The organism is uncultured Campylobacter sp. (assembly GCF_938017705.1).
Classification (GTDB): domain Bacteria; phylum Campylobacterota; class Campylobacteria; order Campylobacterales; family Campylobacteraceae; genus Campylobacter_B.
This window is the reverse complement of the sequence record NZ_CALIIS010000143.1, coordinates 1-21,775: the sequence shown is the minus strand read 5'-3', so window position 1 is coordinate 21,775 and position 21,775 is coordinate 1. Positions and strand designations below refer to the sequence as shown.

General features: G+C 49.8%; 20 protein-coding genes and 3 pseudogenes. 7 read left to right on the top strand and 16 right to left on the bottom strand.

The window, feature by feature from the left end:
- Positions 1 to 6: 6 nt before the first annotated feature.
- Positions 7 to 1,176: a peptidoglycan DD-metalloendopeptidase family protein gene (locus Q0605_RS07420; protein ID WP_005871954.1), complete on the bottom strand. Its 1,170-nt coding sequence runs from the start codon at positions 1,174 to 1,176 to the stop codon at positions 7 to 9.
- A 138-nt stretch (positions 1,177 to 1,314) separates the two neighbouring features.
- Here Q0605_RS07420 and Q0605_RS07415 point away from each other — a divergent pair, with 138 nt between their 5' ends.
- A complete protein-coding gene (locus Q0605_RS07415) occupies positions 1,315 to 2,043 on the top strand; it encodes a plasminogen-binding N-terminal domain-containing protein (protein WP_298705625.1) in 729 nt (242 codons plus the stop codon).
- Entirely contained in the window at positions 2,030 to 3,418 is a 1,389-nt protein-coding gene (locus Q0605_RS07410) for an FAD-linked oxidase C-terminal domain-containing protein (protein ID WP_298705622.1), read from the top strand. Before Q0605_RS07415 ends, Q0605_RS07410 begins: the two co-directional genes overlap by 14 nt.
- A gap of 642 nt (positions 3,419 to 4,060) precedes the next feature.
- Here the strand turns inward: Q0605_RS07410 and Q0605_RS07405 are convergent.
- The 6 genes from Q0605_RS07405 to ilvC all read right to left on the bottom strand — a co-directional run bounded on the left by Q0605_RS07405 (position 4,061) and on the right by ilvC (position 9,930).
- Positions 4,061 to 4,747 (bottom strand): tetratricopeptide repeat protein, encoded by a 687-nt coding sequence (locus Q0605_RS07405; RefSeq protein WP_298705619.1) that lies wholly within the window; start codon positions 4,745 to 4,747, stop codon positions 4,061 to 4,063.
- A 780-nt stretch (positions 4,748 to 5,527) separates the two neighbouring features.
- Positions 5,528 to 5,896 carry an EthD domain-containing protein gene (locus Q0605_RS07400; protein WP_298705616.1) on the bottom strand — a complete coding sequence of 123 codons (369 nt, stop codon included), beginning with the start codon at positions 5,894 to 5,896 and terminating at the stop codon, positions 5,528 to 5,530.
- A 444-nt stretch (positions 5,897 to 6,340) separates the two neighbouring features.
- Entirely contained in the window at positions 6,341 to 6,733 is a 393-nt protein-coding gene (gene ruvX / locus Q0605_RS07395) for a Holliday junction resolvase RuvX (protein WP_298705613.1), read from the bottom strand.
- A 198-nt stretch (positions 6,734 to 6,931) separates the two neighbouring features.
- Complete coding sequence (locus tag Q0605_RS07390; protein WP_298705610.1) at positions 6,932 to 7,720, bottom strand: DNA-processing protein DprA; 789 nt, start codon at positions 7,718 to 7,720, stop codon at positions 6,932 to 6,934.
- A complete protein-coding gene (locus tag Q0605_RS07385) occupies positions 7,704 to 8,894 on the bottom strand; it encodes a divergent polysaccharide deacetylase family protein (RefSeq protein WP_298705607.1) in 1,191 nt (396 codons plus the stop codon). The genes Q0605_RS07390 and Q0605_RS07385 overlap by 17 nt, the downstream gene beginning before the upstream one ends.
- Positions 8,895 to 8,907: 13 nt before the next feature.
- Complete coding sequence (gene ilvC, locus Q0605_RS07380; protein ID WP_298705605.1) at positions 8,908 to 9,930, bottom strand: ketol-acid reductoisomerase; 1,023 nt, start codon at positions 9,928 to 9,930, stop codon at positions 8,908 to 8,910.
- Positions 9,931 to 10,067: 137 nt separating this feature from the next.
- On the opposite strand from ilvC, the gene proC reads away from it, so the two are divergent.
- Complete coding sequence (proC, locus tag Q0605_RS07375; protein ID WP_298705602.1) at positions 10,068 to 11,045, top strand: pyrroline-5-carboxylate reductase; 978 nt, start codon at positions 10,068 to 10,070, stop codon at positions 11,043 to 11,045.
- Between the two features lie 715 nt (positions 11,046 to 11,760).
- Here the strand turns inward: proC and Q0605_RS07370 are convergent.
- A complete protein-coding gene (locus tag Q0605_RS07370; RefSeq protein ID WP_298705599.1) occupies positions 11,761 to 12,399 on the bottom strand; it encodes a hypothetical protein in 639 nt (212 codons plus the stop codon).
- A 174-nt stretch (positions 12,400 to 12,573) separates the two neighbouring features.
- On the opposite strand from Q0605_RS07370, the gene Q0605_RS07365 reads away from it, so the two are divergent.
- The 4 genes from Q0605_RS07365 (at position 12,574) to Q0605_RS07350 (ending at position 15,965) form a co-directional block, all read left to right on the top strand.
- On the top strand, positions 12,574 to 13,296 hold the full coding sequence (locus tag Q0605_RS07365) for a DUF1963 domain-containing protein (RefSeq protein WP_298705596.1): 723 nt from the start codon (positions 12,574 to 12,576) through the stop codon (positions 13,294 to 13,296).
- 330 nt (positions 13,297 to 13,626) lie between these two features.
- Positions 13,627 to 14,436 carry an SMI1/KNR4 family protein gene (locus tag Q0605_RS07360; RefSeq protein ID WP_298705593.1) on the top strand — a complete coding sequence of 270 codons (810 nt, stop codon included), beginning with the start codon at positions 13,627 to 13,629 and terminating at the stop codon, positions 14,434 to 14,436.
- A gap of 145 nt (positions 14,437 to 14,581) precedes the next feature.
- A complete protein-coding gene (locus Q0605_RS07355; protein WP_298705590.1) occupies positions 14,582 to 15,511 on the top strand; it encodes a DUF4299 family protein in 930 nt (309 codons plus the stop codon).
- A 184-nt stretch (positions 15,512 to 15,695) separates the two neighbouring features.
- Complete coding sequence (locus tag Q0605_RS07350) at positions 15,696 to 15,965, top strand: hypothetical protein (protein WP_298705587.1); 270 nt, start codon at positions 15,696 to 15,698, stop codon at positions 15,963 to 15,965.
- Positions 15,966 to 16,070: 105 nt separating this feature from the next.
- On the opposite strand, the gene Q0605_RS07345 is transcribed toward Q0605_RS07350, so the two are convergent.
- The 8 genes and pseudogenes from Q0605_RS07345 to Q0605_RS07315 all read right to left on the bottom strand — a co-directional run.
- Positions 16,071 to 17,027 (bottom strand): DUF3137 domain-containing protein, encoded by a 957-nt coding sequence (locus Q0605_RS07345; RefSeq protein ID WP_298705585.1) that lies wholly within the window; start codon positions 17,025 to 17,027, stop codon positions 16,071 to 16,073.
- Between the two features lie 144 nt (positions 17,028 to 17,171).
- Positions 17,172 to 17,600, bottom strand: coding sequence for a hypothetical protein (locus Q0605_RS07340; protein ID WP_298042317.1), 429 nt, complete (start codon positions 17,598 to 17,600; stop codon positions 17,172 to 17,174).
- Positions 17,601 to 17,666: 66 nt separating this feature from the next.
- Positions 17,667 to 18,077 carry a hypothetical protein gene (locus Q0605_RS07335; RefSeq protein WP_298705580.1) on the bottom strand — a complete coding sequence of 137 codons (411 nt, stop codon included), beginning with the start codon at positions 18,075 to 18,077 and terminating at the stop codon, positions 17,667 to 17,669.
- Between the two features lie 4 nt (positions 18,078 to 18,081).
- Positions 18,082 to 18,864 carry a tetratricopeptide repeat protein gene (locus Q0605_RS07330; RefSeq protein WP_298705577.1) on the bottom strand — a complete coding sequence of 261 codons (783 nt, stop codon included), beginning with the start codon at positions 18,862 to 18,864 and terminating at the stop codon, positions 18,082 to 18,084.
- 499 nt (positions 18,865 to 19,363) lie between these two features.
- Positions 19,364 to 20,632: pseudogene (gene argS, locus Q0605_RS07325) on the bottom strand (arginine--tRNA ligase); the annotation flags it as partial.
- 309 nt (positions 20,633 to 20,941) lie between these two features.
- Positions 20,942 to 21,157 (bottom strand): annotated as a pseudogene (locus Q0605_RS11420) (arginine--tRNA ligase); the annotation flags it as partial.
- Positions 21,158 to 21,162: 5 nt separating this feature from the next.
- The gene (locus tag Q0605_RS07320) at positions 21,163 to 21,372 is read right to left on the bottom strand and encodes a twin-arginine translocase TatA/TatE family subunit (RefSeq protein ID WP_298042326.1); all 210 of its coding nucleotides are present in this window, start codon (positions 21,370 to 21,372) and stop codon (positions 21,163 to 21,165) included.
- A 10-nt stretch (positions 21,373 to 21,382) separates the two neighbouring features.
- Positions 21,383 to 21,775, bottom strand: a pseudogene (locus tag Q0605_RS07315) (guanylate kinase); the annotation flags it as partial.

The following is a 21,775-nucleotide window of genomic DNA, read 5'->3' as shown; positions in this document are numbered from 1 at the left end:
TCAGCCTTAATTTATCGTGATAAGCGACTCGTAGTTTTCAAATTTAGCAGGGTTTTTCGAGCCGTCTTTAGCCGCAGCCATTCTAGCGTCCATATCTTTGACGAGAGCTTTAAATTTAAGCTCCTCAGCGCTTATAACGTTAGTTTTTTCGATCTTGACTACCTTAAGCGGATCTATCGCCTGCTTATTTTTATAAAGTCCGAAGTGCAGATGCGGTCCCGAACTAAGCCCGGTCGATCCCACGTAGGCGATTAACTGACCTTGCTTGACGCTAACGCCTGCTTTTGTGCCACTAGCAAAGCCGCTAAGATGCGCATAAAGCGTACTGATACCGCCGCCGTGGTTGATCTCTACGGTGTTGCCGTAGCCGTTTTTACGCCCTACGAAGCTAATCTTGCCCGCCCCTGCGGCATTTACCCTAGTGCCTTTGGGGGCTGCATAATCTACGCCTAAGTGCGCGCGATATCGCTTTAAAATCGGATGAAATCTTTTAGGGGTAAAATACGATGAAATTCTAGTATAAACAAGCGGTGTAATCAGCAGAAAAGATTCGACCTTTTTACCGCTTCGGTCGTAGTATTTATCATCGAAAAAATATAGCGATTTGGGCTTTTTATTTTCCTCGATCATTCCTGCGGTGATATTTACTCCGCCAAAAGGCTTGCCAAGGCGCGTTTTTTGCTCGTATAGAATCACAAGCCGATCGCCCTTTTGCAGCTTTTTAAAATTTACCTCGTTTTTAAAAACAAGCATAAACTCATTCGCTAAAGCCGCATTGCCCGTAGCTTTGATGATATCTTGATAGGGCGAGCTTTCGATCTGAATTCCTAAAGAGTAGCTGTTTTCCTCATAAACTATCGGAGTATAAACGAATCTAAAAGTGCCGAATTTATCGCGGTATATGTGGATCTGAAGCTCCTCACTGACGGGGATTAGCAGCTGGGAGACGCGACCTGCGGGATCACGCAAAATTTGACACTCCACGCCAGCTCGTACCTCAGCGGCAAGCTCCTGATCCTCTTTATCCAGGTCATAATATACAGATGCGGGGATGCCCGCGGTTTCCATAAATTGCAGCAGACTCACGCCATCGGGCCAGGCAAACTTCTCTACGCTGGGGTTGTTTGCAAAAACTACGCCTATCCACAGAAAAAGCAATATAAAAATTCTAGTCATATAAAACCGCTTTGAAATATTATTTTAAGGCGGGATTGTAACGAAAAAACGCTTATATTTCGTAAATACCGCGGAATTTTATCGCTAATTTCAAAGTTTTATGTATAATTAGCCGAAATTTTATTCAGGAGCAGAATTTTGAAAAAAGTTTTACTTATTTTAGGTCTATTTTTAAGCGCGGCGATAGGGGCGGAATTTAACATGCCGCGATACGAAACCGCCCTACTTAGCGTAACGGATGGTTCGGGCGAGATCACAGATAGCTCTACGATTGCCGTAGGTAGCAGCGGAGTTGTGATGCATAATTTCGGTAGCGGCGCAAGCTCCATCATTGCGCGCGCAGTCGTGACGCAAAAAAGCGCAGGCAAGGCAAAGGTGCGATTTGAGGTCTTTGATATGTTAACTCAAGAGGCACTGCCACTGCCTAAAATTTTACCTGCAAGCGGCGATAAAGTGATCTTAAATTTCCTCTATGACCGCGCCATAATCGTCGCGCCTAACGCTGAAATTTACGAGCAGGTTATCAAGGCTTTTCCGAATATAAATTTTATCCACCCAGATCTTGGCGGCGCCTATCTTAGCTACAACCACAAGCCAAATCCCAGCCGTGACGATTTTCGTAAAATTTGCGCGCAAAACAGCGCCGGACTGATTTTTATCGCGATGGATAAACAAGGCGTATTTGCCGACTGCGGTAGTTTCAAGCCTTTGCGTACGTTTGCTAGCGGCAGCGTAGCTTATTATCAGCTGCCGTTTTACTCACGCGTGGGCGAGATAAAGACCGTCATTTGGGATTTTACTAACGGCCCGATCAGCGATTACGACAAGCACTACCGCTATTTGCTGGGCTTAGATGGCGACGAATAGCGCTGCGCGAGCGTTTTTTACAAATCTATTAGGCGCGGATAATGCCTATTTTGACGAGGCTCATCGCACAGCATACTGCTACGACGCGACGAAAAGACGCTGCCTGCCGGACGGCGTGCTTTTCCCGCGAAGTGAGGACGATGTCAGTCAAATTTTAAAATTTTGCAACGAAAATTTAATCCCTGTAGTTCCAAGAGGCGCAGGTAGCGGTTTTACTGGTGGATCTTTAGCCGCAAACGGCGGAGTGATTTTGGCATTTGAAAAACATATGAATAAAATTCTAGAAATCGACATGCAAAATCTACTCGCCGTAGTCCAACCCGGCTGCATAAATATCGATCTGCAAAAAGCAGCCGCAGCGCGCGGGCTCTTTTATCCGCCCGATCCCGCAAGCCAGGATTATTCCACGCTAGGAGGCAATGTCGCCGAAAACTCCGGCGGTATGCGCGCCGCAAAATACGGCATCACCAAAGACTACGTAATGGCACTGCGTGCGGTACTGCCTAATGGAGAGGTGATCCGAGCGGGCAAACGCACTATCAAAGATGTCGCAGGCTTCAACGTGGCAGGAATTTTAATCGCAAGCGAAGGCGCGCTTGCCGTCATAACCGAAATCACGCTCAAGCTCATCCCAATGCCAAAGCTTAAAAAGACCGCGATGGGCGTCTTTCCTAGCGTAGATGCAGCAATGAATGCCGTGTATAAGACAATGGCAGCCGGTATCACGCCCGTGGCGATGGAATTTTTAGACGCGCTGTGCATAGCCGCGGTCGAGGAGAAATTTCATAAAGGCTTGCCGAAGGGCGCGGGCGCGATTTTGATCTGCGAAACAGACGGCAATTTAGAAGCAGTGCTTTTGGAGGAGCTCGCACTCATAAAAGAAATTTTCGTTCAAAACGGCGCGAGCGACTTTCGCATCGCAGAAAGCGAAGAGGAGCGTGCGGGCATTTGGTTTGCGAGACGCAACTGCTCGCAGGCGATCAATATCTACGGCACGCTTAAGCTAAATGAGGACATCACCGTCCCGCGCTCGCAGCTGCCCGAGCTACTGCGCCGTATCGCGCGCATCGGCGATAAATACGGCGCCCGTGTGCCCTGCTTCGGGCACACGGGCGACGGCAATGTCCACACCAACGTCATGGTCGCCGACAAAAAAGATGAAGCTCAGGTGCGACGCGGACATGACGCAATCACCGAAATTTTCAAAGCTGCAGTTGATCTTGGCGGTACGCTCAGCGGCGAGCACGGCATCGGACTAAGTAAGGCGGAATTTATGCCACTAGCTTTTAGCGCAGCAGAGATGGAGCTATTTCGCGCAATCAAAAGGGCTTTCGATCCAAAAGGCATCTTAAATCCTGGAAAAATGGGGCTTTAAATTAGGATCGTCATCCAACTTCTACGGTGATTTGAAATCGATTTATCCCACTTATCTCATCTAAAATTTTACTTTCTTACAATATGCCTACTTAAAATTTATCTTGCTTGCAATTTAGCTTATTTACAGGCTAATTCGAGTTAGTTTTAAGCTTGATTTACCCATTTACAGATCGATTTTGCTTGCTTTGCGATGAATAATTTTACTTGTTTATTGATAGATTCCCATTCCCTTGTGAATTGATTTTATTTACTTCGCAAATTAATTATCCCGTGCGATCTTCTTCGGATATTTTTGCCATATCAGCTGTGATTGCATAACTACTCGCTAGTTTGCGCAATTTTTTCTCTTTCAACGATATATAATTTAGCACTATTATTATGATGAAATCCCTATATCGCGATGGATAAGTCTATGATAAGTTAAAATTCTGTCAATAAAATCCACAGCATAGATTAAATTCCAAACTTATAAGATACTGAAATTTCAAAATCGCTATCTATCGCCATTATCGCAATATGCGGAATTTCAGCGATAAAATTTAGAAATAAAATTCCGCGGAATTCCATAAAATCCCATAAAGCTCCGCAAAATTTCTATACTAATTTCGATCTCGCCGTATTATCTAGCTAGCCCTGCCATCTATTTGGTCGCATTAGCCTCGCTTGCATTTATTTTATTCATCGCGGCTACTACGTTGCAGCTAAACTCCGCTCCCAGTTTGCAAGCCTTGTCGTAGTAGATCATCGCCTTATCCAGATCCGGCTCGCCAAATTCCTTCTTTGAATACGCTAGTCCAACCCTTTGGCATCCCTCCGCCAAAGCAGCATCGCAAGATTTTAGGAAAAACTTAAGAGCGCCCTGATAGTCTTTTTCTTCATAGCTAGCGACCGCAGCGTTTAAGCAGCCCTCGCCTAGTCCCAAATCGCATGATTTGGCAAAAAATGCGAACGTATTTTTCTTATCGGCATTTTTATAAGAGATTATCGCAGCGTTGTAGCAAGCTTTGGCGGCTCCCAGCTCGCACGCTTTGGAATAAAACCGCGCGGACTTGCCCTTATCTTTTGTAGTTTTATATAAATTTTGCTCGTCGTAATACAAATCCCCCGCGATAGCACAGCTATTTTCTAGCCCTGCTTCACAAGCTTTTTCAAACGGCTTTTTTGCTGCCTCATAATCGCGCTTCTCAAGCAAATATGCTCCATAGTCTTCGCACGAATTAGCCCTACCGACGCCACATCCGACAAACGAGACCCCTTGCGGGAAAAATATCTGCGCGAGCAAGTAGGCTGCTACGATTAGTGCGGTAATCGACGCTAAAATTTTCATTTTTGCTCCTTTTAAATTTTAAAAATAATTATAGCAAAAAGCGAGGGATAAAATTTTAATTTTTGATAATAGCTGTGAAATTTGCGGCGAAATTCCTGCAAAATTTCTATCAAAATCCCAAGCAAAATTTTAAATAAAATTTTAAACGGAGCTTTGAGCTGAATTTCAAAAAGACAAATTAAAATTTTACTTGCAAGATTATTTTTATGGCTGGCTTGCCTCAATTTTTACTCGCACGTCTTATGACCGTCCACGGCTATAGTATTTATAATAGGACTAAAACGTATTTAATCCTTGAGGTCTTAAGCGCCTGCAGCCTCTGCAATGGCGATTTATCAGAGCGATAATCTAGTATGTAAAACATTTTGCCATATACCAAACCCGCGACAAGCATCTTGCCGCACCCTAGAAAACTTTTAAAAATTTCGCATTGCTGCTTAGAAATTTTAAAAAATTTTACGCCGCCAGCCTTTAAGTTTTATCTTAGAAATAGGCTTGCCTATGCCAAAACTGCAGGCGTAATGCGTCTTTAGGCGTTTTGGCTCCAATACCCAGGATTCTTAGATCGCACCCACTTAGATATGTGAGTCTTAAAATAATTAAGGCCGCGCAGTATCTGTATCGCGCATGTAAATTTCATCTATGTAGGTTGCGACTGAGATTTCAGCTGAGCAAGCCCAGCTCGTAAAATTCTGCTAGTTTTAAAACCCAAATGCCACGTAGAATTCTATCCATTTAAAGAGCTTTACTTCAAAATTTATTCACTGCAAGCCGCGCTCCCTAGCGCTCAAACTCTATCACAGCCTCCTCCTCGCCGAACCACATCACGGAGTTTTTCATATCGCAAAACTTCGCCTCGTCCGCCATCAACTCCGCTAGCACCGCTCGCGCTACCTCGCTGTTTCGCGCCTCCGCAAACGCCTGCACGCTCTCATACCACAGCTCGCCCATCGCATCGTAGCTAAACGCCGCCGTCTCGCGCCTGGTACTCTGTCCCTCGAGGAAAACGGGCATGGTTTTTGCATAGCGGACGATATTTAGCGCCTTTTGATTAGCCAAAACCTTTTGCGAATGCGCCGCCCAGTGTGCCACAAACTCCTGCTGCGTGATACCCGGCGCCTTTTTTACTAACATCGTGATCTTAAACATAACCGCTCCCTAAATGAAATTTATCGCAAATTTGCGCCCTATTCTATGATGCATCCGCGTTTTTGCAATTTTGCTTAGCGTTCTTTGCGTCTAAATAGACCTTGAAAAAACTTAAATAGCAGCCGTGCGCGCGAGCACAAATCGCCAAAATGCATAAACCTCGCCGTTTAAAACTTAAATCGCTGTCAATCTCACTTAGTTTAACTACCTAAAGCGCCATTTACGGCTACAGTCAAAATAAATTCCGCAGGCTCTTTGCGGGCAAAGTAAAATTTCGCCAGGTTTTAGCGGGCGACGAAATTTTACCAATCTCTAACGAGCATAAAATTCCGTCTGTTTTAGGCGAGCAAGTAAAATTCCGCAGGCCTTCAAACGGCGACAAAATAGACGAGCGACGATTTCCTCTTGCGCCGCCGTGCGCAAATTACGTTGCCACGCACGCGCCTAGCCCTTGCTCGCCAAAAACCTCTGCAAAATTATCGTCGCGGCGATGCTATCAAAGCGCGGATCTTTGCCGCCCCCCTTAGCGCCTTTACTCGCAAACTCCGCCGCTTCGGCGCTCGAAAAGCTCTCGTCTTGGAATTTTATCTCGCCGTCAAAATCCAGCAGCGAGGCGAAGTGTCGTATGCGCCTGTTCATCTCCTCCTCGCTCGCCCCTCCGCGCGGCACGCCAAGCACTAGCACGCTGGCGCCTTTTTCGCGTAGCAGTTCGCTTAGCTCGCGCGCGGCTTGGGTACGATTTTTGCGCAGGATCGGCTCGCACGGAAGCGGCGTCTTATCATCCGGTGCCGCCGCCACGCCGATACGTTTAAGCCCAAGATCGATTGCGACTATCAAATTTCATCCTTTTTAGTTCGGCTTCGGCAAACCGCGCTGATTTGTTTTAAGCTCAGGTGCTACTTGCGGAAGGTAAAATTTTACCGAGCCGCCTTTTTCTAAATTTAAACTCAGGCCTCGCAGACTGCGCGCCATGCAAACAAGCCGTACCGGCGGACGGCGCCTATCAAACCACGGCGAACAAGCGCCAGCTTCCAGCTACTTTGCTACGATCTTTGCGCCTAAAATTTCTATCCTGCCTTCAAGCTCGTATTCGTAAATTTTATCGCCGAAGCGCTCGATCGCCGCTTGCAGATCGGAATTTAGCGCTAAAAATTCCATCACCTCATCCTGCGCGCGCTCAGTGTTTTGCGTCGTCTGTGGAGCCAAAGAAGCGACGAATTCGCCAAAATCCGCGATCAGTCGCGCCTGAGATTTTGCGAGCAGATCATTCGTGCCTGCGCTCTCGTCCATGCGGTGCGGCAGCACGTACACGGGCACGCCCATTTCGCGAGCCAGGCGCGCACTTTGTAGTGAGCCGCTGCGGGGCTCTGCCTGAGCGACGATGAGCGCTTCGGACAGCGCCACGACGATGCGGTTGCGCTGCAAAAACTGAAATCCGCGCGCGCTCACACCGTCCTCATATTCGCTAAGCGCGAGGCTGCGCTCGTAAATTTTGCCGATCATGGCAGCGTTTTGCGCGGGATAAATTTGATCAAGGCCGTTTCCAAAAACCGCGATCGTGTTTGGAAACGCCCCTTCGTGCGCGGCTATATCGCAGCCGATCGCCGCGCCGCTTACGACGCAAAAGTTCGCATCGCTCAAAGCGCGCGCGAGGCGTAGAATCAAATTTTTGCTATAAACGCTCATCTTGCGCGAGCCCACGATCGAGATGCGGCGCTTTTGTAACATCGCCGGCTCGCCCCTAAAATACAGCCGCGCGGGCTCGCTCGCACCGAGCCTTTTTAAGCTTGGAATTTTAAAACCGAGCTCACTCGTAGTACTCATAAATTTCGTCCAAATACACTAAATCGACCTCGTCTAGGATGTCGGCGCTGTTTGCAAGCGCGCGCAGAGTGGAGCTTTTGGGATGGCCGATAGCAATGGCGTAACCCTGTTTTTTAGCAAGCGTCACGGCTTCGCGCAGCTTTTTGCGCACCGCAGCGACGCTGTTTTGATTATCTAAAAACACATCGCGATGCACGTATCGCATGCCGAGCCCATTCATCGCCGCCTTAGCCTTGGTAGCGGGGCTCGTGCGCGAGTCGATAAATAAAAATCCATACTCGTTCATCGCGCGCAGTAGATTTTGCATCGCGCGCTCGTCGGCGGTAAATTTAGAACCGGTGTGGTTATTTATAAATTTAGCGTTCGGAAAGTCCGCGCGCAGCTTCGCTATGACGCCGCGCAGCTTCTCGTAATTATCCGAAGCTCGCAGCGTCGCGGAGTTGTTTTTGGCAGAGCTCGCCTCCATCGGCAGGTGGATCGCGTAATGCTCAAAGCCGCGAGCGAGCGAGCGCGTGTCCTTGCGCTGATACTCCGGTGGGAAGATGGACGGCGTCACGCGCACGGGCAGAGCGGCGATCTTTTGCGCCTGCTCGTCGGTGCCTACGTCGTCGATGATGATCGCTAGCTTTGCGCGAGAGCCTGCGGGCAAAGCCTTGCGCGGCGATTTAGAAAGATCGTCCGCGCCGCTAGAAGCAGGACTTTGCGTGGTAGAATTTATGGAATTTTCTAAAGCGGAATTTGCCGCGGTAAAATTTACGTCAGGTCCGTCGCTCGCTGAATTTGCAGCGGCGGAATTTGAAGAAGCCATAGAATTTACGGAATTTGGCAAATCGCCTTTTGCAGAATTTTGTCCTACAGAATTCTGTCGTGCGGGCTCGATACTCATCTTCGGCGCGGTTACGTTTTGCTCGGCGATCTTATCAAACTCCTTTTGAATCAGTGCCTCCTTCTGTGCAGCGCTTAAACGCGGCTTTTTACCGCGAGGATCGGAAGTACTCTCGGGAGTTTGTTTGCGCGAGCTTTGCTGCAACGCGGCTTTATTGCCCGAAAATACGAGATCCAAAACCGCGTAGGTAACCGCACCGCTTAAAAAGCATAAGATTACGACAAAGGCGATCGTTGCATAGCTGATCGGGCGCTTTTTGCGGCGCCCGCGTGGATTTGTATTAGCCAAAGCTCAGCCGAAATTAGTTTTTATCTTTATTTACGAGCTTACCCTTGGCGATCCACGGCATCATCGCGCGAAGCTTCTCGCCGGTTTTGCTAAGCAAGCTATTTGCCGTGATGTTGCGCTCGGCGTTCATCCGTACATAGCCCGCCTTGCGCTCAAGGATGAAGTCTTTTGCAAATTTACCGTTTTGGATCTCCTTTAGTACCTCTTTCATCGCCGCTTTGCTACTTTCGTTTACGACGCGGTTGCCGCTTACGTAATCGCCGTATTCTGCGGTGTTTGAGATCGAGTAGCGCATATCTGCCATACCGCCTTGATAGATGAGATCCACGATCAGCTTCATCTCGTGTTGGCACTCAAAATACGCCATCTCAGGCTCATATCCCGCCTCGACGAGGGTCTCGAAGCCCGCGTTGATGAGCGCACAAAGTCCTCCGCAAAGCACAGCCTGCTCGCCGAAAAGATCGGTCTCGGTCTCTGCTTTAAAAGTCGTTTCGATGATGCCGGTGCGGCCGCCGCCGATCGCGCTTGCGTAGCTTAGAGCAAGCTCCTTGGCTCTGCCGCTTTCATTTTGCGAAACGGCGATCAGCATCGGTACGCCACCGCCGCTTACGAACTCGTTGCGGACGGTGTGGCCCGGGGCTTTCGGAGCGATCATAATGCAGTCAATGCCCTTTGGAGGGACGATCTGTCCGAAGTGGATATTAAAGCCGTGCGCGAACGCGATCGCGTCGCCCTCGCTTAAATTTGGCTCGATCTCCGCTTTGAAAATATCGCCTTGAAACTCATCGGGTGTTAGGATCATCACAAGATCAGCTGCCTTCGTAGCCTCGCCGACGCTCATTACTTTAAAGCCCTTCGCCTCGGCCTTACTCCAGCTCGCGCCGCCCTTTTTAAGGCCCACGATGACCTCTACGCCGCTATCGCGCAAATTTTCGGCGTGAGCATGTCCCTGCGAACCAAAGCCGATCATAGCGACCTTTTTAGCCTTAATCAAACCTAAATCGCAATCTTTGTCGTAAAAAACGTTTATTGCCATAACGCATCCTTTTTTAAAAATTTAGGCGAGATTGTAGCTAAAATTTGCTTTTACGTAGATAAACCGCGCGCCGCAAGGGCGGATAAAGAAATTTTGAGCTATCATTGAGGCATAATTTAGCTTTAAAAGGAGCGAAAATGAAAGTGGGATTTATCGGCGGCGGAAATATGGGCGAGGCGATGATTGCCGCACTTTGCGCAGCGGGCGGGCGAGATTGCGCAGCGGGCGGAGAAAATTTTACAGAGGATAAGGAAAATTGCACGGCGAGCGGAGAAAATTCCGCGCACGACGGGCAAAATTTTATGCCAGATACTCAAAGCTTTGCGGCTTGCGGGCAGAATTCCATAAATTTAGAGCAGAATTTTGCGAGCTGCGAACGTGATTCCGCCTGCGTGCAGCCCGCCTCCGATACGAAGCTTCAAGTCCTAGCCTACGCTAGAAGCAAAAACGAAGCCTTGCGTAAGCGCTACGGCGTGCAAATTTTACAAAGTGAGACGCAGCTCGCGCACGCGGCGGATATTATCGTGCTCGCGACCAAGCCCGCCAGCTACGAGGGGATTTTGCGCCTGATCGCGCCCGAGCTCACGGGCAAAATCCTGCTTCTTTTGGCGCCGAATTTTAAGCTGGAGTGCGCCCAAAATATCGTAGGTGCGGACGTTTTCGTGGCCCGCGCGATGCCAAACGTCGCTGCGAGTATCGGCGCATCGGCTACGGCGCTGTGCTACGGCGAGTATTTTGATGAGGCCAGTCGGGAGATCGTACGAGCACTAGCCGCCAAAATCGGCAAATTCTACGAGATAGACGAGGCTGGCTTTGCCGCATTTACTGGGATCGCAGGGAGTCTGCCCGCGTATGTGTGCGCCTTTATCGAGGCGGCGGCGGATGCTGGCGTGCGGGGTGGACTACCGCGAGCGCTGTGCTACGACGCGGTAGCGGCGGCAGTAGAGGGCACGACGCGTCTGCTACAAAGCGGCAGGCGCCCATCGGAGCTCAAAGACGCGATCTGCTCGCCTGCGGGCACGACGATAGAGGGGCTCGCGGCACTGGAGGCGGCGGGATTTCGCGCAGCGGTGATGGCGGCGATCGAGGCGTGCATCGCCAAAGCTCGCAGCTAGGCCTTTGCTGCACCTCGCCAGTTTCGGATTTCAAACATAGCGCGTTCGTGATCGCGCTAATATCGGAATTCTGCGCGGGCACTCGCGCTAGCTAAAATTTTGCCTTATCTTTAAATCAAACGAGCTAGTTACTCCTGCAGCGACGGAGTTTATGAGCCTTATGGTAAACGAGCCGGCAAGCCCGCATTGCATTTAAAATTTTAAAATTTTAAAATTTAGAGATTTGTAAAATTTTAGTTCAAAATTTCGCTCTTAAAATTCTAAATTTACAGGATTATAAATTTAGCGCGCAGCAGGGCAAAATTTTGATTTTAGCGGCGCGAGCCTATGTCCAAAACCATTAAAATCAAAAATTTAACGCAGCATAGGTAGATACGCCCGCGACTGCGAACTTGTTAGATAAAAACTCAAGCCAAGAACGCAAGCGCTAAATAGTGCGTCTTGCGCCGCAGTCTTATTAAGACACAAACGCAAACTGCAAAATTTCGCCGCTCACGCGAACAGCAAATCAAGCCGCGCCGAGCAATGTTTTACTACCAAAGCAAGCTGCAAATCAAAACCGCATCTCATCGCAGAGCAAGCCTTAAATTTAAACCGCGTTTCGCCGCCGAGCTGCAAACCAAACCTGCGCGCCAAATCCTACCGAGCTGCGCAATAAAATTTGACTTTCATACAGCCAAAATTTCGCACGCAAAGCCGCGATAAGCAAGTAGGATTAGATAAACTCCTTCTCCAAAGGCTGCATCGCATTGCCTTCAGCGTCGAAAAGTACCCGCCCGCATACTTCGCAGACTTCATCTCTAGGCGATGACTCGTCCGCGTCCAGCTGCCACGCTGACATCTCACCGCACTCGCAGTTTATGACGTAAAGGATCTGCCTCTTGCGGCGCTTGCCCCATGGCGCGATGTCCCAAAATAGCTCCTCGCGCTTGCCTAGCTTTTTAAAATCTTTCTCGGCGTCCTTGTGCGCGACGAGCAGATAATAAGCGTCGCTATGAAGATCCAAAGTAAAGAGCCTAAAATCGCTCTTCTTCAGCGCCTTTTGAAACTCGTTCATCAAAAATAGGCTCGCATCGCCGCGCTCGAAACCCTCTTTTTTCGCTTCTTTTTCGAGCCTTGCGTAAATTTTATCGCACTTTATAGCCACACCGCTTTGCAGCGCACCTAGCCTAGAGCTGATAAATTTGCCTACATCGCCCGTCTCGTCCTCGCCGGCCCAGTCAAGCATCCAAACAAGCCCTTTTCCGATAAGCGCATCCAAAAACTCGCCGTCATTCATCTCGCCCGTTTTCCCAAAACCGCCCGTCTCGCCCGCCGTCAAATGCTTTAGGACGCAGCACTGATCTTTCGTCATTTTCGCTCCTTTGATTAAATTTACCGCCTACATGGATCTGTTTAAATTTTACTCCCAAAAAGCTTTAAGCTTACTTTTCGCAACTCTTTACGCCGCAAATTTAGCTCGCGGCGGCGGGTAAAATTTCGCTATAATTTCACAAAAGCGCTAAAATTCCAACCGAAAAGGACGCAAATGCAAACGGATCTGCAAGAAAAGATTAAGGAGCTGCAACGCAAGATCGCGCGCAAGATCACCTATTTTCAGACGGGCGGCGTGAGGCCGCGAGGCGCGATCGATGAGTGCTGGATCGGTCGCGTGCTCGCTTGCGCGGCGGATGAGAAGCTGCCCATAGATAAAAACGGCGCGTCGATGCTCCCTCTAGCGCAGTTTTACCTGTCCGCGCTGCCCTATGTGCCGCAGATCTTGGACGGTGTCAAGCTGCTTGCGGTCTTCATCTCGCAGGATCTCATCGGCAAATCCCGCGAGGATATGGCCGGCCTATGGGCGATCCGCGAGTATAAAAACGAGGAGGAGCTCGTCATAAAGGAGCTTGCAAATCCGCGCTCGCAGATAAGGCCCTTTCCTTTGCAACCCAAATTTGCCGCGGACGATACGCCCGTTTGGGACGGCGGCGGGCTGGAGCCTGACATCGTGCACGAAATTTTGGAGCTTAAAAGGTCGGTCGGGCTTTATTATTCCGACGTCACGGCTAGGCTGGAATATTACAACTGCACGAAGCTCGGCGGCTATCCCTCCTTTTGCCAGTCGGGAGTGAGCTTCGGCGAGGGCTATCAGTTCGTTTTTCAGGTCTCTTCAGACGAAAAAGCGGGCTTTAACGTCATAGACGGCGGCAGCTTGATGTTTGCCAAAAACCCGCGAAGCGGCGCGTGGAGCCTGTATTATGATTTCGATTAGGCGCGCGAAAGGTAAATTTAGCTCTCTCGTAAAATTCCGCCGCTTCAAACGGACGCCGGGAGCGAGTAAATTTACGATGAAATTTTATCTGCGCTCGGCTTTGAACTCGCTCGGTGCAGATTAAATTTAAACGGCGGCGCGCCCCAATCTAGATTAAATTTAAGCTGCCGAGAGGCGAGCCGAATAGTTGCAGACGCGCCGAATATAGCGAGCGAGCTACGAAAATTCGGCATCGTAAAATTTTAAAATTTTATAGCCCGAGATTTCGGCTTCGAGCTTACAATTTAAGGCGCGCTTGAAATTTTAACCCGCAAATTTAAAGGAGCTAAAATGAACGCAAACGAGCTTGCAAACATCTGGCGCAGGCCGATCTACCTGCCATATCTGCAAGAACCGCTCACGCCCGAGGCGCTGCGAGCCGCGGAAGAGGAGCTAGGACACGCCCTGCCGCGCGAGCTCGCCATGATGCTGGGCGTGCAAAACGGCGGCTACCTGCGCTACGAGCTAGAGGGCTACCCGCTGGACGCCGTCAGCGGCATCGGCGAGGCGCATCCGTCGCTTACGCGCTTTAGCTGGGGCGAGGAGCGCGAGTGCGTGAGCTTTGAGCTTGACGGGCTGGTGCCCTTCAGCGGCGACGGCCACTGGTATCTGTGCCTGGACTACCGCGCCAGCGAACAGCCTGCGGTCGCCTATATCGACATCGAGTGCGACGAGCAAAGTATCATCGCACAGGACTTCGCTTCGTTTTTAGCGCTTTTGCGGCTCGACACGGGCGGCAAGATCGCGCTGCAAACGGGGCTCGATCTAGACGGCACGAAGGCGCGGCTGGAGGAAATTTTGGGCGTGCGCGCAAGAGCCGCCGATCCGCAGCTTTACGGCTTTAGCGTGTATAATTTCGCTCGCGAGGGCGGCATGCTGAGCCTTAGCCCGAACGAGGTTCGGCTCGGATTTGCCAGGCGGGGCGAGCGGCGTTTTAAGGAGCTTAAAAACTTCAGCGAGCCCGCCCTGCGCTATGCTGAGCTGGACGCGGGCGCGATGATACTTGACGTTTTCAAAGAGGAGCTGATAGGCGAAATTTTGCGCGAGCTAAAGGACGCGGACTTGTGCGCACAGAGCCTAAAAAAGGTGATCGACGCGTAAGCTTTTTGCGATTAATAGCGTAGTTTTGTGCGGGCTGCGGCGCGCATTCGTGCAATCGTCAGCGCGGGCTTGCGAGCGCAAATTTAGCTCTCCGCGGCGGGTAAAATTTCGCTATAATTTTGCTAATTTAGCAAAGGAGAAAACGATGAGCGTAGAATTCCGCGTTAAAAATAAAAAGCGACCGCTATTTATGGGGTATTCGGACGCCATGAGCGTTAGCAAGGCATTGGATCTGCTGCCCGATCTATCGGTGTTTGGCATAGACGAGAGCGCCGAGGACTTTGACGAGAGGGCGTTTTTAAAATCGCTTTTGAGCGAGTATGAGTGTTTGATTTTGGGCGTGCGGGGCAAGAGCGGGCGCGGAATGGAACTTAGCTACGACGAGGATCAGCAAAGCTACGCCATGCGCGTAAATACGCCCGCGACGATCTTTGATTGGGTTTTGACGATCTCGTATCTGCAGGCGCTATCTAAGCAGCTAGAAAGCGAGATCACGGATGAAAACAGCGAAATTTACACTCACGACAGGATAGAGCAATTCGACTACGAGCGCTATATATCGGCGGGGCTACATTCGATAGATCAGCACTTAAGCGGCGATACGGAGGTAAATTTTTGCTACGGGGTGCAGAGGCCTTTTGCGATAAACCGCGCGATGATGGATGAAATTTTAGCCTCATACAACCCCGCCGCCGAGTTTAGTAAGCGGCTGACCGAAGTGCAATATCTCGACGCTTACAGCGCGCATCAGAGGTTCTACCGAAATGGAGATGACGGTACGATAATGGGCTCATACGCGCTCACGCAAAACCTGCCCACTATCCTGCCCTACAAGCCGTTTGTGGAGTGGCAAAACGCGGAGATGCTAAAAAATAGCGACGTCGCGCGCTGGCAGATCGCGCTCATAGGCATCGAGGGAGACGAAAACGACGCCGGTAACTACCGCGCCATCGCCGAGCTGGAATATGGCGAGTTTATCGCGCAGCTGCCGAAGCAAAACTACCGCTTCATCGATGCGAGCTATATTTTGGTTGACGGGCTAAGCGCCGAGCAGCTAAAGGCGCTGGCGGGCTAAATTTTACTTGCGGTGAAATTCTACAGAATTTTATCGAGGATTGACGCCGCAAAATTTAAAGACGCGGAATTCGCAGTAAATTTCGCAGCGCACAAAATTCTAAAAGACGGAATTTTATCGCAATGCAAATTTAGAAATTCCACCACGATAAAATTCCGTCGCGGTAAAATTTAGAAAGGTTAAAATGAAAAGGACCTACTACGATCTAAAAATTTACGATAACGACGGGATGTTCGGCGTGCTGCAAGAGGACATCGAGGCATTGCCGTTTTTCGGCTACTGGCAAAAGATGAGTCTTGGCTCGACGCAGGGCATATACATAGACGAAAGCCGCAAAGAGCACAGGCTCGTCTATCTGTACGACTGGGAGAAATTTTGCAGATTATTCGCTCGCGAACAGGAGCTACTTAAACGCGCCCCGGTCGGTAGCGAAAATGAGCGATCCAAGCCGTAGCGGATCTCGGTCGGCAGCGGAGAATAACGGCGACTAGCTGCAACGCAAGTAAATTTTAACCGATAAATAGCGACGCGCGTTAATCAGCCAAAATCGCCGCCCCGCTTAAATATCCGAGTTCAAATTTAGCTCGTCTATGATAGATAAAAGCTCTGAAATTTCCTTTTTAATTTCAGCGGCGTCCCCTAAGCTCGGCGGCGGCGAAAAAAGCGTCGTCTCAAATTTATTTTTCACTCCGTTTAAAAATAGATAAAGCTTATCGTCCATAAACGCCGCGCTCAGCCCCATTTTCCCCGCGAATTTTTCCTTTAGCTCTCGCAGGCGCTCCATAAACGCGGGCGTCAAAAGATACCTCGCCTCAACCTTATCGTCCGCAAAGACCCGAAATTCTTTACTAAAAAACACGTCGTCCATCTGCTCTTTTTCGCCTAAAAATCTGGTGTTTAGCGTGCGGCTCGCGACTATAGTTTGCCCGCTAAATTTCTTGTAGAACTCGCAGACCAAGACCGAGCCGCTGAACGCCTGCATATCCTTCATGGCCTCCCATGCAAAAATTATCGCGGATAGCAAATTTAACGCCGCTGAGTCGCCGATTTCCAGCGTCGCGCCGTTTGGGATATCGATCGCTTCGCTGAGGTTAAATTTGACGCCTTTATAAATGCCGCTGATTTGGTCTTCGGCGCGAAACTCATCGGGCGAATAGATGCCGATTTTGCGAAATTCTTTACGGCTGATGCCGGCAAACGGATCGTAGCTAAAATTTGAATCAACCTCGCGGATGGCGGCACGGACGAAGACATCTTTATAAAACGCTTTATAATCCCCCAGCTCGCTGGTCACTCGGCTCGCGTTAGCCATTAGCGCGGCTTGAAAAAACGGAATATAGATAATGATGAAAAATAGCGGTGCAAGGCGATTTTCAAAAAGATGCCCTACGGCAAATCCGCCGCCTACGGGCAGCGCTATTATAAATAAAATTCCCAAAAACAGATACTTTATAAATGCTAGCCGGCACTCTTTTTGCTTTTTGGCGGTGGCAACTATTGCTTCGTTTATGTTCAAATTTTGCCTTTTTCTAAATTTACGCAGCGGATTTCGCGCCTGGAGCGAATTTTAGCAAAATTTACGCCGCAAAGATACGGCGGGCGTGAGTAAATTTTATTCGGCGAATTTATAAGTCTATAAAATTTACGTCGCGGCGGCGATCTACTCGGACGTGCGCTGATTTAGCCACATTTTAAGATTGCCCGCGCCCTCTTTTAGCACCCCAAATCCTGCCGCGGCAATACAGACAAAATTAATTAGCGAGCCCCTCCCGCCGACATTTAAAATCCCAAAGCCCACAATCCACAGCGCCGTGCCGAAGCCAAGCGTGCACACGGCGGTCGCGATCCCCAGCTTGCGGCGCAAGAGGCTTGGTTTGCGCGCTACCTGAACTCGAGTGATCACGTAGCTGCCCGCATATCCTCCGCGGATGAAATACGCGCGCGCAAGCTCGCCCTCCTCTACGGGGATATCGTTAAACTCGCCGCGCAGTTTCACGCCGTCTATCTCGAAAAATACCCAAATTTTGCTATTTCCTCTTGCAGCGTGGACGCGGAGATTTCGAACCTCGCCCGTGATCTCATATTCCAATTTGCCTCCTCAAACAGCTTCGCGCTTTGCTTCCGCGCTAAATTCCGCGCCGTAAAATTTTAAAATCTAAAATTTGCCTTGCTCGCAGCACTGTCCGTAAAATTTTAAAGTTGAACCTCTACAAGCACTAAATTTAGAACTAAGCCTTAAAATTTCATAGCGATAGAATTCTAAGTAAAACTCTGCCGCTAAATTTAGCAAGCCATATGTGCGGGCTATCTGGACCTTGCCGAATTTCGCATGTCGCAAAATCGCGGCGAAATTCCACGTGCCGTAAAAGCTCCAAATCCGCCGCAGCAATATCGCAGACAAAGCCCATCGAAAAAACTGATACCGCGCGACGAGTAGCGTAGATAGACGGTGCAAGGCAGGTAGCACAACAGACGCCATACGACAGACGGTGCACGGCGAGCAATACAAAACAGGCGGCGTGCACGGCAGGCAGTGCAAATCGGCAAACGCGTGCTGGGCTACCAAGCGCCTACTTCTTTAAAATTTCGTTTTTCATGAATTCGTAGAGCTGGCAGGATTTTTTATTGCCCGCGTCGCAGCCCTTTTTGACCCATCCAAGCCCCTTGGAAAATCCGCGCAGATCCCCCTTGCTCACATACAAATAGCCTAAATTATTGCAGGCATCGCCGTAGCCCAGCTCGCAGGATTTAGTGTAAAGCTTCTCCGCCTTGTCGCGATCCTGCGGCGCGCCGAGACCCTTATCATACGCAACGCCGGCGTTATAGCAGCTATCCACTAGCCCGCCGTCACAGCCTCGCTCGAAAAAGCTCACCGCCTTTGCCTGATCCGCCGCAAGCCCGAAACCGCCCGTGTAATAGACTACGCCCGCATTGTGACAGCTTTTGGCATAGCCCAAATCGCAGGCCTTGGCGTAGCGCTGCGCGGCGGCAACGAAGTCCCTACTCAGGCGCCCTCGCTGATATAGGTTGCCTAGCTTGTGGCAGGCTACGGCGACATTTTTATCGCAGGCTGTGTCATAAAATAAGCCCGCTTGCGTCGCATTGCCCTCGCCGTCGTATAGGGCCCCCAAATCAAAACAGCTATCTTTCTCGCCCGCCTCGCAAGCCTTGGCAAGAGCGGGCTTGGCGCCGTCGTAATCTCCGCGGGAGAGCTTGTCGCGCCCCAGCTGCGCGCAGCCCATGCCATCGCCGCGGTAGCATTTAAACGATAAAACGGGCGACGGCCAAAAAAGCACCATAACCAAGATGCAAACGGCGATAGAAAGTGCCGTTATGTCGATGATCTTTCTCATATCTATCCTTTTTGCAGCGATGTGCCGCGGGGCTTAAGGGGCGGTCTTGCAGGCAAATCCCGCCCGAGTAAATTTTGCAGATGAAATTTTGCCGCCTTAAAGCTCTACTTTAAAAATTTTGCTTAGAGTTTCCACGTCGTAAAATTTTAAAATTTCAAAATTTTGCAAGCGGTAAATTTGCAGCCAAATTTTAAATTTACGAACCGCGCCAGGTGCCGCAGCAATACCTCGAAATCGCTCGCAAAATTCTAAAATTGAAATTTTACGAGCCGTAAATTTAGAACTAGCTTTAAAATTTCATAGCGATAGAATTTTAAGTCAAATTTCGCGGTAAAATTTCATCCCAAATTCCGCCGTAAAATTTTGCGGCGAAGCCAGAAGCAAAGAGCAAAACATAAAATTTCGCAGCAGAAATCCCGCCGAAAAATTTCGCTTTGTATTTAAATCATAAATTTCGTTCGTGAGATTTAAGCTATCGGCGCGAATGTAGCCTGTGCGGCTACATTTTTTCTTTCGCGTTTAGGCCCATCAGAGCAAACGCCGTGCGGATACTAAGCGCCACGAGCGCGAACAGCTTGAGCTTCGCGTCCTCGTTCTCGCTGCCTACGACGCGGTTTTCGTTGTAGTATTTGTGAAAGTCCGCCGCGAGCGCCTTTAGGAAATCGGGCAGCTTCTGCAAGCCGCGCGAATTAAAAGCGTCGTTTAAAATTTCATTCAAGCCAAGCGCCGCAAAAGCTAGACTGAGCCCCGCTTCATCCAGCGTGCCGAAGTCCGCGCCTAGGACGTCCGCCTCGCGCTTGCCCGCTTTGGTAAAAATTTGATTGACCCGCGCGTGAGCGTAGTTGATGTAGAAGATCGGATTGCTGCTGTCCTCGCGCGCGAGCTCGTCCACGTCGAACTCAAGCGGCGTCTCGCCCTTTTTGCTGATGAAGATAAATCGCATCGCGTCTCTGCCGATCGCAGCGAGCACGTCGCTCATCAAGATCGCATTGCCCGCGCGCTTGCTCATCTTATAGGTCTGCCCGTCTTTGAGCAAATTTACCATCTGCATTAGGATGATCTCGAGCCTGCTTTCGTCATAGCCCAGAAAATGCACGGCGGCCTTTAAGCGCGCTATGTAGCCGTGGTGATCGGCGCCCCAGATGTTGATGCAGCGCTCATATCCGCGCTCAAATTTGTTGTTGTGATAGACGATGTCGCCCGCGAGATAGGTCGGGCGCGCATCCTCGCGGATGACGACGCGATCCTTTTCGTCGCCGAGCTGCGATGAGCGGATCCAAATTTTACCCTCCTGCTCATACATCTTGCCGCTGCGTTCAAGCTTCCTAATCGTTGGCTCAAGCTCGCCGTAGAGGCTCTTTTCGCTAGCCCAGTTTTGGATATGAATGCCCGCGTCTGCGAGATCTTTTTGGATGATCTTTAGCACTTCGTCTTTAGCAAACTCCGCAAGGATCAAAACGCGCGATTCGTCGCGGAAAATTTCATCGCCAAATTGGGCGCGCGCAAGAGGGATGATCTCGTCGATATACTCCCCGCGGTAGTATTTCTCGGGATAGCTCACGTCCTCGCCCGCGAGCTCGCGCGCACGAAGCGCGATCGAAGTGCCCAAAAGCTCGATCTGATTGCCCGCGTCGTTGATATAATACTCGGTATCGACGCGGTGCCCCAGATAGCCTCCGATGCGCGCGAACGTATCGCCGTAAACGGCGCCGCGCACGTGCCCGATATGAAGCGGACCGGTCGGATTGGCGCTGATGTATTCAAGCAGAATTTTTTGCGGCATAATGGCGAAATTCTGCGCCTCATCGCATTTTGGCACAGCAACGGAATTTGACGCCGCTTCGGAATTCTGCGAAATAAAATTTTGCGTGTCGGAATTCTGCGCTTTGGCGGTGTCATTGCCGCTCGCAGCCAGATTCGCAGCGGAGTCTTTGCAAGCAGGCTCACTCGCGCAAAGCTTTTTCGAAGCCGATAAAATTCCAGCTCCGAGCTTCGCGTCGTTTTTCGCAAAATCGCCGCCCAGGCTAAGAGCATTTTCAGCAAGAATGCCCAACACGGCGGGCTTTATATGAAAATTTAGATAGCCGTTAACCGCCGTGGCACTTAGAATTTCGCTATCTTTAAATTTAGCCGCAAGCTCCTCAGCGATGAGCTTAGGCGCCTTTCGCAGCTCTCTAGCCAACGCAAAAGCCTCGGGCGAGGCGTAATGAGCCAAGCTTTTATCTTTGGATCTTTCTAAAACGACTTTGCGAGATAAAATTTTAAAAATTTCGTTTAAGACTAAATTTTTCAAATCCCTTACGCCTTTTTATTGTCGCTAATTTCGGCGTCTTTGATCTCTTCCTCGGCCTTTTTCTCGACCTTTTCAGGCGTATCGTCCTCCATCTCTTTTTTGAAGGTCTTTATACCCTTGCCCACGCCCTTTGCAAGCTCGGGGATTTTTTTAGCTCCGAAAAGTAACACGATAATCGCTAAGATAATTAGCAGTTGTTGAACGCTTACGCCCATTTTTTCTCCTTTAAATTTTCCAAATTTCGATTAGCTTGCCTATGTCGCGGCTCGCCGTTTCTAATTTGATAGTTTTATAGATTGATCTTAAATTTTCATACGCCGCTTCCAGGCGGTCGTTTATTATGAAATAATCATACTCACCTAGGCGCTCCATCTCCTCTTGCGCGTTTTGCAAGCGTAAAGCAATATCGGCGGGATCATTATCACCGCGAGCGCGCAACCTATCTCTAAGCTCCGACAAGCTCGGCGTAGTAATAAATACACTAGTAAGCTCGCTTTTAGGCACTTTGCTACGCACGATCTCATATCCTTGCACATCGATGTCAAAAATCACGATCTTACCCCGCTCAAGCTCGCTCGTAGCGGCTTTTAGCGAAGTACCGTAATATTTGCCGTGGAC